The 12,304-nt window shown below is 62.3% G+C and carries 15 protein-coding genes; 9 read left to right on the top strand and 6 right to left on the bottom strand.

Annotation, left to right across the window (positions count from 1 at the left end):
- Nucleotides 1-82: 82 nt before the first annotated feature.
- The 4 genes from MHI61_RS08295 to lgt form a co-directional block, all read right to left on the bottom strand.
- On the bottom strand, nt 83-1,234 hold the full coding sequence (locus MHI61_RS08295; protein WP_239791629.1) for a Xaa-Pro peptidase family protein: 1,152 nt from the start codon (nt 1,232-1,234) through the stop codon (nt 83-85).
- Between the two features lie 5 nt (nt 1,235-1,239).
- The gene (pgeF, locus tag MHI61_RS08300) at nt 1,240-2,034 is read right to left on the bottom strand and encodes a peptidoglycan editing factor PgeF (protein WP_239791630.1); all 795 of its coding nucleotides are present in this window, start codon (nt 2,032-2,034) and stop codon (nt 1,240-1,242) included.
- Between the two features lie 110 nt (nt 2,035-2,144).
- Nucleotides 2,145-3,245, bottom strand: a complete 1,101-nt coding sequence (locus MHI61_RS08305; protein ID WP_239791631.1) for a class I SAM-dependent methyltransferase — start codon at nt 3,243-3,245, stop codon at nt 2,145-2,147.
- Nucleotides 3,246-3,262: 17 nt separating this feature from the next.
- Nucleotides 3,263-4,111 carry a prolipoprotein diacylglyceryl transferase gene (gene lgt / locus MHI61_RS08310; protein ID WP_239791632.1) on the bottom strand — a complete coding sequence of 283 codons (849 nt, stop codon included), beginning with the start codon at nt 4,109-4,111 and terminating at the stop codon, nt 3,263-3,265.
- A gap of 202 nt (nt 4,112-4,313) precedes the next feature.
- On the opposite strand from lgt, the gene MHI61_RS08315 reads away from it, so the two are divergent.
- The 4 genes from MHI61_RS08315 (at nt 4,314) to MHI61_RS08330 (ending at nt 6,646) form a co-directional block, all read left to right on the top strand.
- Nucleotides 4,314-4,574, top strand: coding sequence for an accessory factor UbiK family protein (locus tag MHI61_RS08315; protein WP_064684479.1), 261 nt, complete (start codon nt 4,314-4,316; stop codon nt 4,572-4,574).
- A 389-nt stretch (nt 4,575-4,963) separates the two neighbouring features.
- A complete protein-coding gene (locus tag MHI61_RS08320) occupies nt 4,964-5,464 on the top strand; it encodes a YbjN domain-containing protein (RefSeq protein ID WP_004680153.1) in 501 nt (166 codons plus the stop codon).
- A gap of 1 nt (nt 5,465) precedes the next feature.
- Nucleotides 5,466-6,293, top strand: coding sequence for a pyrroline-5-carboxylate reductase (gene proC, locus MHI61_RS08325; protein WP_239791633.1), 828 nt, complete (start codon nt 5,466-5,468; stop codon nt 6,291-6,293).
- A gap of 11 nt (nt 6,294-6,304) precedes the next feature.
- The gene (locus tag MHI61_RS08330) at nt 6,305-6,646 is read left to right on the top strand and encodes a tRNA-binding protein (RefSeq protein WP_097604626.1); all 342 of its coding nucleotides are present in this window, start codon (nt 6,305-6,307) and stop codon (nt 6,644-6,646) included.
- A 3-nt stretch (nt 6,647-6,649) separates the two neighbouring features.
- Here MHI61_RS08330 and MHI61_RS08335 read toward each other — a convergent pair whose 3' ends face one another.
- Nucleotides 6,650-7,345, bottom strand: coding sequence for an MBL fold metallo-hydrolase (locus MHI61_RS08335; protein WP_239791634.1), 696 nt, complete (start codon nt 7,343-7,345; stop codon nt 6,650-6,652).
- 286 nt (nt 7,346-7,631) lie between these two features.
- On the opposite strand from MHI61_RS08335, the gene MHI61_RS08340 reads away from it, so the two are divergent.
- The 5 genes from MHI61_RS08340 (at nt 7,632) to MHI61_RS08360 (ending at nt 11,827) form a co-directional block, all read left to right on the top strand.
- Nucleotides 7,632-8,249 carry a DUF1236 domain-containing protein gene (locus MHI61_RS08340; protein WP_097578608.1) on the top strand — a complete coding sequence of 206 codons (618 nt, stop codon included), beginning with the start codon at nt 7,632-7,634 and terminating at the stop codon, nt 8,247-8,249.
- 294 nt (nt 8,250-8,543) lie between these two features.
- The gene (locus MHI61_RS08345; protein WP_097605065.1) at nt 8,544-8,813 is read left to right on the top strand and encodes a hypothetical protein; all 270 of its coding nucleotides are present in this window, start codon (nt 8,544-8,546) and stop codon (nt 8,811-8,813) included.
- 364 nt (nt 8,814-9,177) lie between these two features.
- The gene (locus MHI61_RS08350; protein WP_183912474.1) at nt 9,178-9,669 is read left to right on the top strand and encodes a MarR family transcriptional regulator; all 492 of its coding nucleotides are present in this window, start codon (nt 9,178-9,180) and stop codon (nt 9,667-9,669) included.
- Nucleotides 9,670-10,371: a response regulator transcription factor gene (locus MHI61_RS08355; RefSeq protein WP_004680166.1), complete on the top strand. Its 702-nt coding sequence runs from the start codon at nt 9,670-9,672 to the stop codon at nt 10,369-10,371.
- Nucleotides 10,372-10,450: 79 nt separating this feature from the next.
- Complete coding sequence (locus MHI61_RS08360; RefSeq protein ID WP_239791635.1) at nt 10,451-11,827, top strand: ATP-binding protein; 1,377 nt, start codon at nt 10,451-10,453, stop codon at nt 11,825-11,827.
- On the opposite strand, the gene MHI61_RS08365 is transcribed toward MHI61_RS08360, so the two are convergent.
- A complete protein-coding gene (locus tag MHI61_RS08365) occupies nt 11,824-12,282 on the bottom strand; it encodes a helix-turn-helix domain-containing protein (protein ID WP_239791636.1) in 459 nt (152 codons plus the stop codon). The two genes, MHI61_RS08360 and MHI61_RS08365, sit on opposite strands and share 4 nt — an antisense overlap.
- Nucleotides 12,283-12,304: the final 22 nt, after the last annotated feature.

Here is a 12,304-nt window from a genome sequence, read left to right on the forward strand (position 1 = left end):
ACAATCGCATCAGCCCGCTCGATTTATGCGGGCGGGGATGGTCGTCTGTCAATTCCGGATTCTCATCCGTCAATCCCGGGCTTCAAAGGCCGATAAAATCGAGCGGATGGCGAGACAGTGCGCGCGGCGCATCCGCCGTCGTCAGATAGGTCTGTCCGAGCGTCATCGCGGTCCCCGTATCGGAATCGGCAATGATCATGTGCACGAAAAGCGACATGTTCGGCTCGATCGGCTGCGGATTGCCGACATGGAACATCTGATGCTCCATCCAGGAGGGCGAGAAGCGGGCGCCGAGCGAATAACCGCAGGCATTCAGCCGGTGGCGGGCGAGGCCGCGCTCGTCGATGATCCTGGCATGCATATCGAAGACGTCGCCGAAGGTGTGGCCGGGCTTCAGCACGGTCTCGATCGCTTCGATGGTTTCGCGGCAGGCATTGTAGAGCTCGCGATGGCGTTGCAGCGGCTCGCCGATGACGATCGTGCGCATCATGGCGGCATGATAATGCGCGTAGGCGCCGGCCCATTCGAGCGTCAGCTGGTCATTGGCGTCGAGCTTGCGGCGGCCGGCCTTGTAGCGGCAGAGCAGCGCGTCGGCCGCTGAACCGATGATGAACTCGTTGGCGGGATAGTCGCCGCCGCCGGAAAAAATCGCTCCCTGCATGGCGGCGAGGATGTCGGCCTCGTCGGCGCCCGGTTTCGTCAGCCGGATCGCGGCGTCGAGCGCGTCGTCGGCGAGGTCTGCAGCCCGTTCGACATAGGCGATCTCGGTCGGGCTCTTGATCAGGCGAAGGCGGCTGACGAGATAGGAGGCGTCGACGATCTGGCCGAAAGTGGTCAACTGCGCGTCGAGCAGGCGGGCGACGCGGCCGGTCATGCCGTGCGTATCATATTCGACGCCGATGCGGGCGCCGAGCAGATCCATCTCGACCAGCAGGTTCTTCAGGTCGAGCGTCGGATCGGCATTGACCCTGTCGACCCAGATATGGATGTCCTCAAGGATCGATGTGTGCTTGGCCTGGCGAAGATCGGCCGAGCGGGTAATCAGCGCCATGGTGCCGTCGCTCTTGACGATGAGCGTCTGGAAGAAGCAGTAGCCGAAGGTGTCGTAGCCGGTCAGCCAGTACATGCTTTCCTGGGCGAAGAGCAGCAGGGCGTCGAGCTTTTCTTCCTTCATCTTCTCGGTGAGGCGCGCAAGTCGGCTTGCGAACTCGGCCTTTTCGAAGTGCAGTGCCATTCTGCTCAAGTCTCCCTGATTGATATCGCTGAAATCTGGCGGCCGTAGTCCGGCTCCTTGCGATGCGTCGTCCGGCGATAGGAAAAGAAGCGCTCGCTGTCCGGATAGGTGCAGAGGCCGAGGCTTTCGGCCCGAACGCCGGCCCGGGTCAGCCTGTCGATAGTCAGCGCCGGCAGATCGAACATGGCGTGGCCCGGCGTTGCCGAAGGCATGAAGAAGCGCTCGTAATCGGGATTTTCGGCGATGAAGCGATCGACGAATTCCGGCCCGACTTCGTAACTCTCCTGGCAGATCGAGGGGCCGAGGCAGGCCAGTATGCTGCCGCGCTCGGCACCCAGGGCTTCCATGGCTGCGACGGTGTTTTCGAGCACGCCCGTCAGCGCACCCTTCCAGCCGGCATGGGCGGCGCCGATGACGCGATTTTCGGGATCGACAAAGAGGATGGGGCCGCAATCGGCGGCCAGCACGCCAAGCACAATGCCGGGGACTGCCGTCACCATCGCATCGGCATCGGGGCGAGTGCCGTCATAGTCGGCGCCGATCGTCACGACATCGGGAGAATGCACCTGATGAACGGTTGCCAGCCGCTCGATCGGCAGATCGAACCAGGCGGCGACGCGGCGGCGGTTTTCCATCACCTTGCCCCGCTCGTCGCTGGAGCCGAGGCCGACATTGAGACCGCGATAGATCCCTTCGGAAACTCCGCCGGCCCGGGTGAAATAACCGTGGCGGATGGCGGCGCCGGCCGCTTCGTTCAGCAGCGCGCTTTCGATCGGTGCGGGAGAGGCCGCGTCCTGCATCTGTGATTCCGGGCTTTTCGAGAGGTTTGTTATTGTCCCGAGCGCATCGCATCGGCGGCGCGCTTCAAGTTGCTGTTCGCGGGGATGTTGGCTCAGCCGCGTGCGCCCTGTCAATCCACCGGACGAAAGGGCATGAGATCGATGGCCGGGTGCGAGACGGCCATGACCTTGAAGAGTTCGCCCATCCGGCCTTCACCGGCGCCGGCAAGCCTGTCGACCGCCGTCTGGATGACCTGCCGGGTCTGCGGCTCGCGGTCGCGCCCGAGAGCGGCGGCGCGCTCGAGAATGCCGAGGCCGGTCAGAAAGTCGCCCTGGTGCAGGGCGCCGTTCAGATGCAGGCCTGATGTCAGCGCCGTTTCGGCGAGCTGCTGGAAATCGACATGGCTCGTCAGATCGGCTTCGCCGGGATGGGCAAGCGGCGGGTCGAATTCATGCATGCGCACCGCCTGCAGCGTATCGCCGAAACCGGTGACGAGATGGCCGTAGTCGATGACAAGCGCCGTGCCGCTGAAGGCGCGCAGCCGCTCGCAGATCGCCATCATCACCGCCTGGCGGGCAGGGGAAATCTCGAAGAGCGTGCCGAGCGGCAGGTTCTGCACCGGTTCGGGAAGCAGCGCGGGATCGAGGCCGGCGACACCGGCTGCAAAGGTCAGCTCGCCGTCGGCGTCGAGCCCGACCATGCGCTCGCGGAATCCTGTCTGCGTGCGGACAAACTGGCGGATCGGGATCGCGTCGAACAGTTCATTGGTGGCGATCAGGGTGAAGCCGGGCGGGACTTCGTCGAAGCCGTCGTGCCAGGCGATTCTCTCGCCATAGCCTTCGAGCGTCTGGCTCTGGACGTCGCGCAGGCGCTCGCTGGTTTCGACAAGATGCACGGTCATGGTGTCGAAAAGCGGCGGGGCGATGCGAGCGATGACGCGCAGCATGTCCGCCATCATCGTACCGCGGCCGGGCCCGATCTCGACGAGGCGCACATCCGCCGGCGTGCCGTGGCGCTGCCAGGCATGGACGATGAAGACGCCGATCATTTCGCCGAAGATCTGGCTGACCTCCGGCGCGGTGACGAAATCGCCGGAACGGCCGAAGGGCTCGCGGGTGCGGTAATAGCCATGTTCGGGATCGGCGAGGCAGAGCGAGAAATAATCGGTGACGCTGATCGGGCCGTTGGCCTGGATGATCGCCTTGATCTTTTCGCCGAGAGCGGTGTTCATGTCGTTTATCCGCCGTGTCAGAGCTGCAGCGCAGCCTGGCGACGGGCGCGCAGCATCGCCCAGAGGCCGAGCAGGATCATCGGCGAAGAGAGAACCATGCCCATCGTCAGCCAAGTGGTGCCGAGGAGGTAGCCGAGCTGGGCGTCGGGCTCGCGAAAGAATTCGACGAAGATGCGCGACAGCGCATAGCCGCAGACGAAGACGCCGGTGACGAAGCCGGGGCTTTTCAGCGCGCGCATGCCGTAGACGAGGGCGGCCAGAACCAGAAGCAGGACGATGCCTTCGAGGCCGGCCTCGTAGAGCTGGCTCGGGTGGCGGGCGAACGGACCGCCGGTCGGGAAGACCACGGCCCAGGGCACGTCGGTCAACCGGCCCCAGAGTTCGCCATTGATGAAATTGGCGATGCGGCCGAAGAACAGTCCGAAGGGAACGACCGTGGCGACGATGTCGAACAGGCTCCAGATCGGAATGGCGTGGCGGCGGGCAAAGAGGATCATGGCGATCGTCGTGCCAGCCAGGCCGCCATGGAACGACATGCCGCCGTTCCAGATCTGAACCGCGCGCACGGGATCATGCAGGACAGCTGTGAGATCATAGAAGAAAATATAGCCGAGGCGACCGCCGAGGACGACGCCGAGGGCTGCCCAGACGATGAAATCGTCGAGCTGCACCCTTGATATCGGCGACGCGTTGCCTGGCCAGAGACTGTCGTTGGCGGCAATGCGGCGGGCATAGGCCCAGCCAAGCAGAATGCCGGCGACATAGGCGAGACCGTACCAGTGAATCGCCAGCGGACCGATCGAAAAGGCGATCGGATCGATGTCCGGGAAAGGCATGATGGCAAGGAGATTGGCGGCTATCGGCAAGGTTTTCCCATCCGTTAAGGTCGGCGGAACATGCCGCTGTGATCCCGGACGGTCAAGTCCATTGTTCGTGATCTCGCTTTCGCACCCGGCCCGGCGAGGACTATCCCGTGCAAAGCGCTTGCATCGCCGATGGCGAAGCCCTACCTCAATCTTCGAGGCCCGGAAGGGTCGAATTCACCGCATCCGAAGGGAGAAAAACGCCATGACGACCGGAACGAACCGCATCATGGATGAGTTCGCCAAGCTGATGACCGACGCGGCAGGTGCTGCCCAGGGAGTCCGCAAGGAGATCGAGACGGCTTTCAACGCCCAGGCCGAGCGTTGGCTGAACAGCATGGACGTCGTCAAGCGCGAGGAATTCGAGGCCGTGCGCGAGATGGCGATCAAGGCACGCGACGAAAACGAGGCGCTTGCCGCCCGCATCGCGGCGTTGGAAGCAAGGCTTGCCGGCGAAGGCCACTGAGTTCCGACAGAAAGCGAGGCGCGGCATGGCCTCATTGCCCCATGCCGTGTCTGTCACAAAAAATTCAGGTGAGTTTTCCACCTGTGGACACTGCCAAAAAAGCCAATACGCAGAGTCGCTTATTCTCCCTTCTGAATTGAGTTTCGAAGTGCTTTCCACAGTGGCCGCGCCCTATTTTCCGCTCAGGGGGCTGGCAGGTGGCAAGGGTCATTATACACTGATTTTAAATGATGATTCGAAGCGACTTGGTAAGCTCCGGGCAGGTTATCTGCGTTAAGTCTGGTAGCGGTTCAACGATCATCCGGTGGTAGTTTCCGGTATTTGCGTGTGTCTTTCTTGTGTTCGTACACGAAGTTAGGTCGCATTCATTCCGGTCAAGAAGGTGCTGCATGAACCTGATGGAATTGGAAGTCGAGCGTCAGTCGAACCCGGTCGATATGATCGAGTACGTGGCCTCCAACAATGACTGGTCGTTCGAACGGTCCGGCGAGGACGAGATCGCGATGACGGTCGAGGGGCGCTGGGCGGACTATCATGTCTCCTTCTCCTGGATGGAGGAATTCGAGGCGCTGCATCTTGGCTGCGCCTTCGATATCAAGGTCCCCGACATCCGGGTCAACGAGGTGGTCAAGCTGCTCTCGGCGATCAACGGGCAGGTGTTGATGGGGCATTTCGACCTCTGGCGCCAGGAAGACGTCGTCATCTTCAGGCAGTCGCTGCTGCTTGCCGGCGGCGCCGAGCCGACCAACCGCCAGGTGGAAGTGCTGCTTTCCAGCGCGCTCGACACCTGCGAGGCCTATTTCCAGGCTTTCCAGTTCGTCGTCTGGTCCGGCATGGATGCGGCCAAGGCAATGGAAGCCGTGCTGTTCGAAACGGTCGGCGAGGCGTAAGATGCCAGCCAAGGCTTTCTCCTCGAAGCATCCCGTCGTTCTGATCGGCGCCGGCAATATGGGCGGCGCGATGCTCTCCGGCTGGCTGAAGAGCGGCGTTCCGGGCTCGGCCGTCATCGTCGTCGATCCCGGCCCGTCGCCGGCGATGCTGGCGACGATCGGCGAGGCGGGAGCGACCCATCTCGCGGCGCTTCCGACAGCGTTGAAGGCAGGTGTCTTGTTCCTTGCGGTGAAGCCGCAGGTGATGGAGGCGGTGTTGCCGGCGGTGAAAAGCGCTGTCGGGCCGGAGACGGTCGTCGTCTCGGTCGCTGCCGGCAAGACGCTCGGTTTTCTCGAAAAGCATCTCGGGAAAGCCGCCATGGTACGGGCCATGCCGAACACGCCGGCCATGGTCGGCCGTGGCGTCACCGGGGCCTATGCCAATTCAGCGGTCAGCGATCAGCAGCGCGACCGCGTCCATTCGCTTCTGCGCGTCTCCGGCCCGGTCGAATGGGTGCCTGCGGAAGCCGATATCGATGCCGTGACGGCGCTTTCCGGCAGTGGCCCGGCCTATGTCTTCTATCTCGTCGAATGTATGGCGGAGGCGGGCCGTAAGCTCGGCCTGCAGGCGGACCTCGCCATGCGTCTTGCGCGGGAAACTGTCGCGGGGGCTGGTGAACTCTTGCACCAGTCCCCCGACGATGCGTCGCGGCTGCGGCAGAATGTGACTTCTCCGGGCGGCACGACGGCGGCGGCGTTGGCGGTGCTGATGGCCGAAAACGGCATGCAGCCTTTGTTCGATAAGGCACTCGCGGCAGCGCGCAAGCGGGCCGAGGAACTGGCCGGCTGACGGAGCCCCTTATGGCCGAAGAGATCACCTACGCCGATTTCGATCGTGTCGACATCCGTGTCGGCACGGTCGTCGAGGCCAGTCCCTTTCCGGAAGCGCGCAAACCGGCGTTCAAGCTGGTCATCGATTTCGGCCCCGACATCGGCATGAAAAAATCCTCGGCGCAAATCACCGAGCATTATACGACGGAAAGGCTGATCGGCCGGCAGGTCCTTGGCGTAGTCAACTTCCCGCCACGCCAGATCGGGCCGTTCCGCTCGGAAGTGCTGACGCTGGGATTTGCGGATGAGAACGGCGCGATCGTGCTCGCCGCGGTCGAGCGGCCGGTGCCGAACGGCCAGAAGATGATGTGAGCCTTAGAGCCTTTTATCTTCCCCCGATTTGCCCGCATCCGAGCCGTCACGCGCTCTGATCTCCTGCAGAAACGGATTGCTGCGCCGTTCATCGCCGATGCGGCTGCCAGGGCCGTGGCCGCAGATGAAGCCGACCTCGTCGCCGAGCGGCAGGACTTTGTCGCGGATCGAATCCAGCAGCTGTTGATGATTGCCGCCCGGCAGGTCGGTGCGGCCGATCGAGCCGTTGAAGAGCACGTCGCCGAGATGGGCGAAGTTCTGGGCGCGGTTGAAATAGATGACGTGGCCGGGGGCATGGCCGGGCGCGTGATAGACCTCAAACTCGTGGGCGCCGAACGAAACCTTGTCGCCATCCTTGAGCCAGCGGTCGGGCAGGACGTTGCGCAATCCTGATATGCCGTAGTTCGCCGCCTGGGTCTCGATGCGCTGCAGCAGCGGCAGGTCGTCCTGGTGCGGGCCGACGATGTCGACGCCGAGGGCTTCCTTCAACTCTTTGGCGCCGCCGGCATGGTCGAGATGGCCGTGGGTCAACCAGATTTCCTTGATGGTCAGGCCGCTTTTCTCGATCGCCTGGAGAATGAGCGGCACGTCGCCACCCGGATCGACGACGACGCCTTCCTGGGTGTCGGGATCGAAGAAAACCGTGCAGTTCTGCTGAAAAGGTGTCACCGGAATGATGCCGGCCTGGAGCATGCCCATAAGTGCCTCGCTTGGTGTCTCGGGTGCTCAGGTATAGTTCGAAACGGCGGCAAGGACAGCCGGAATCTGCTGCTGGCGCGAGCTGTTTCACGGCAAAAAGACAAGCTGCAATACAAATTTATGGGGTTCTCCGCTATCCCCACGCAGCGGTGGAATCAGGTTTTTTCTAGATTTTTCAAATGCTTGTGCGCGGCTCTCTGGAGCCGCCCATTTGTCGGGCGCAGCCGAGGGGAACATCGTGGGACGCCGTGCGTTGTCCGGCCATCGAAACCAAGGAGACGCTCACATGACCTTGAAGAGAAACATCCTACTGGCTGGAGCGGTGCTCCTGGCGACCGGCGGGCTGGCGCAGGCGGAGATGGTGGCGACCACAGTCAACGACCTCAACGTCCGCGCAGGTCCGGGTCCGCAATATCCGACAGTCGGACTTGCTACCCGCGGCTCGACCGCGGTGCTCGATGGCTGCATCGAAGGCAGTCGCTGGTGCCGCGTCGACGTCAACGGCATGCGCGGCTGGGTCTATGCCGATTATCTGCAGATGGATTATGGCGGCAACCAGGTGATCGTCGAGCAGCACCGCGCCGAAATCGGCGTTCCCGTCGTCACTTACGAGTCGACCGCCAGCGTCGTCCCGGCTGACCCGCAGCCGGCGCCAGGCGACGAACTGATCGGCCCGGTCGGGGCTGTCGAGACCATCACTCCGCCGGAGACGGTGCGCACCTATATCGAAACCAATCCAACCGAGACGGTGCGGCTCGGCGGCGATGTCGTCGTCGGTGCGGAGGTGCCGGGTGATGTCACATTCCAGACCATCCCCGACTATGAATACCGCTATACCAGGATCAACGACCGTCCCGTGCTGGTCGATCCCGGCACGCGCCGGATCGTCTATGTCTACCAATGACGTGATCGGGGAATTTGAGCGAGGCGGCCCACGGGCCGCCTTTAGTTTGATGACATCTCGATTTCAAACGGAAGCAGATGCTCGGGAAAACCCGAGCATGACGAAAGAAGCCTAGGCCGATTTTGTCAGCAGTCTGCAGGCAGTCGACTGATCGCTTCTGTTCGCTGTCGATCTCTCCGCCTTAATCCCGCATCGGTTGATTTTTCTCCTCTTTATTTTTGAATATGCTAAAATACTAATATGCCGAAGGTTCGGCATATGACGGCGATCGGGGAGATCGCCAAGGAGGAAATCATGGAAGCGCTACTTCCGTTCATCGTCCAATTGATTGCCGGTGCCATCGGCGGCAACGCTGCGAGCGCCGCCTTGAAGCAGCATGCGATCAATGTCGTCGCCCGTACGATCGCCGGCGCGATCGGCGGTGTCGGCGGCGGCATGCTGCTCGGCATGGTCGGCGGGGACGTCGCAGCGACCGGGCTGATCGCCGACGGTATCGGCGGCCTGATCGGCGGCGGCATTCTCTCGACGCTCGCCGGACTGGTGATGGCGCGGGCGCATAGGTAGCCCGACCGCACTGATCACGTGAAGGGCTTATCCGGCGGCGATCGCCGCCGGATAGAATGCAGTCGGCCTGCGCCGAAACGCACATCATCCCGCTGCCGCGCCAGGCGATCGTCCTGACACCTCCAGCGCTTCACGCGCCATGCCTGTTGATTGTTGTCCCCATTACGTTTTATCCACAGACGCAGGGGGAAATTGCGCGGTGCGCCGGATGGGCCTCGGTTCCAAGGAAATGCCAAGCAGAGGAAAAGTCCGTGTAGGGCTGCCGCAGAGTTCGGAAAGCCAACAGCGACGCAATTTAAGTCAATAAAACTGACCTATCCCCGCGAAAACGTCCCGCAGTGCGGGGAAAAGAAAGGAAAGCCGAGTGTCACGACAGACCGGTCCGAAAACGGGCAAGCCGGAGCCGCTGGCCACGCCGATGGAAGATACCGAGACGATCGATTTCGAGATCATCGAGCTGTTCTTCTTCGCTTATCGCGACTTCGTTTCCGATCCCGACGCCATCCTCGAAAAGAGCGGTTTCGGCCGGGCGCATCATCGTGTCGTGCATTTCGTCAACCGCAATCCCGGCATGACGGTGGCCGATCTTCTCGACACGCTGAAGATCACCAAGCAGAGTCTTGCAAGGGTGCTGAAACAGCTGATCGATTCAGGCTATATTCGCCAGGTGGCGGGGCCTGAGGACCGGCGGCAGCGCAAGCTTTATCCGACGAAATCGGGGCGCGAGCTGGCGCTTGCGCTTGCAGAGCCGCAATCGCGCCGCATTGAGCGGGCATTCGAAGGAGCCTCCGCGCAGGTGCGGGAGGGGGTGAAGGCCTTCCTCGGGGGCATGCGGGACAGAAAGAAGGCGGATTGAATGGCGGTCAAGACAGGTATTTCCGATGATGCGGCGCATCTGCTGGTGGTCGACGACGACTCCCGCATCCGCGCGCTGCTCAATCGTTATCTTGCGGAGAACGGTTTTCGCGTTACCGTCGCGGCCGACGGCGCCGAGGCGCAGCGCAAGCTTGCGGGTCTCGATTTCGATCTCATCATCATGGATGTGATGATGCCCGGTGAATCCGGCATCGACGTCACCCGCGGGCTTCGCGCCATCAAGAACGTGCCAATCATCATGCTGACGGCACTGGCGGAATCGGGAAACCGCATCGAAGGCCTCGAGGCCGGCGCCGACGACTATCTCTCCAAGCCCTTCGATCCGCGCGAGCTGGTGCTGCGCATCAACAACATCCTGCGCCGCAACGCCGGCGGTGAGGGGCTGAAGATCGAACAGGTCATGTTCGGGCCTTACACATTCTCCTTGACCCGCAAGGAGCTGAAGAAGGCCAGCGAGGTGATCCGGCTCACCGACCGCGAGCAGGAAATCATGCTGCTCTTTGCGCGGCGCGCCGGCGACACGATCCCCCGGCACGAACTGATCGGCAACGACACCGAGGTCGGCGAGAGGACGATCGACGTGCAGATCAACCGGCTCAGGCGCAAGATCGAGGAGGATCCGGCCAACCCCGTCTGGCTGCAGACAGTGCGCGGCATCGGATACAGGCTGAGCATCGACTAGATTTGAGGAAGAGGAAGATGATGCCGTTGACGGTTCACACTTTCCGGCACCATGCTCCGAAAGGCCAGGACCGACGCTGATGGCGACAATGGACAGCTTGCGGCGGGAAGACCGCGCTCCTGCTGCGGGCTGGCGCTGGATCGTCCGCTGGCTGCGGCGCCGATTGCCCACCGGGCTTTACGCACGCTCGCTGCTGATCATCATCATCCCGATGGTGCTCTTGCAATCCGTCGTCGCCGCCGTCTTCATGGAGCGCCACTGGCAGATGGTGACGGAGCGGCTGTCGCTTGCCGTCACCCGCGACATCGCAGCGATCATCGAGATCGTCGAGACCTATCCGCAGAATTCGGACTATGGCGAGATCATCCGGATTGCGCGTGATCAGCTCAACCTGCAGATCTCGATCGAGCCCGACGGCGACCTGCCGCCGCCACGGGTCAAGCCGTTCTTCTCGATCCTTGACGGCATCCTCAGCGACGAGATCAACGACGAGATCCACCGGCCCTTCTGGATCGATACGGTCGGCAACTCGAATCTGGTCGAGATCCGCATCAAGCTGGAAAACAAGATCCTCAGGGTGCTGGCCAAACGCAGTCAGACCTATGCCTCGAATACCCATATCTTCATCGTCTGGATGGTCGGCACCTCGCTGGTGCTGATCGGTATCTCGATCCTCTTCCTACGGGGGCAGATACGCCCGATCCTGATGCTGGCGCGGGCGGCCGAAAGCTTCGGCAAGGGGCAGAAGCCCGACAATTTCTATCCGCGCGGCGCCGACGAGGTCCGCCGCGCCGGCCTTGCCTTCATTCTGATGCGCGAGCGCATCGAGCGGCAGATCGAGCAGCGCACGGCGATGCTCTCCGGCGTCAGCCACGACCTGCGCACCATCCTCACCCGCTTCAAACTGCAACTGGCGCTCGCCGGCGACAATCCCGACCTGCATGGCCTGAACGATGACGTCAATGATATGCAGACGATGCTGGAGGCTTACATGGCCTTCGCGCGCGGCGAGGTCGAAGAGGATGTCGGCGAGCTGAAGCTCAGCGAGATCTTCGCCAAACTGGAAGCCGATTTCGCCCTGCACGGCAAGACATTCGCCTATTCGATCGAAGGCGACGACGAGATATCGGTCAGGCCGAACGCCTTCATGCGTCTCGTCACCAACCTGGCCTCGAACGCGCGCCGCTATGCCAATAGGCTCGACATCGAAGCCAAGCACAACGCCAAATGGCTGACTGTTATCTTCGACGATGACGGGCCGGGCATTCCGGAGAAGAATCGCGAAGACGTGTTCAAACCGTTCTTCCGTCTGGATACGGCGCGCAACCTCGATGCGTCGGGCACCGGGCTCGGTCTTGCGATCGCCCGTGACATTGCCCGCAGCCATGGCGGCAACGTCACGCTCGGCGACAGCCCGCTCGGAGGCTTGAGGGCGACGATCCGCATTCCGGCTTAAACACTTGTTGCAGTGAGCTTTACGGCGTTGCGCGCATCGAAATCGCCGAGGCGCTCGACGATCCATCGCCAGAGCGTTGCGACCTGCATGAGGAGCTCACGGCCGAGCGGCGTCAATTCATATTCGACGCGCGGCGGCACCTCGGGGTAGAGTGTGCGGATGATGAGGCCGTCGCTTTCGAGGGTGCGCAGCGTCTGCGTCAGCACTTTCTGACTGATGCCCTCGAGCCGCTCCATCAGACGCGAGAAACGTAAAGGCGCGCCGGCATCGGAGAGCACGTGCAGGATGCGCAGCGGCCATTTCGCCGCCGCCCGCTCGATCAAGGCGCGCGCCCGCGCATCCTGTTCATCGGTCATGTTGCAGCAGAAATCGAATGTGTCGCCGGCCACCTTTGTTACCTCGAGGTGCGTATGGATCGTGTTGGTGCCTTCTTTCGATTGGAAACGATAGAACATACATGGGCAGGGAACCAATGAA

The sequence above is a fragment of the Rhizobium sp. K102 genome, assembly GCF_022385315.1.
Classification (GTDB): Bacteria; Pseudomonadota; Alphaproteobacteria; order Rhizobiales; family Rhizobiaceae; genus Rhizobium; species Rhizobium croatiense.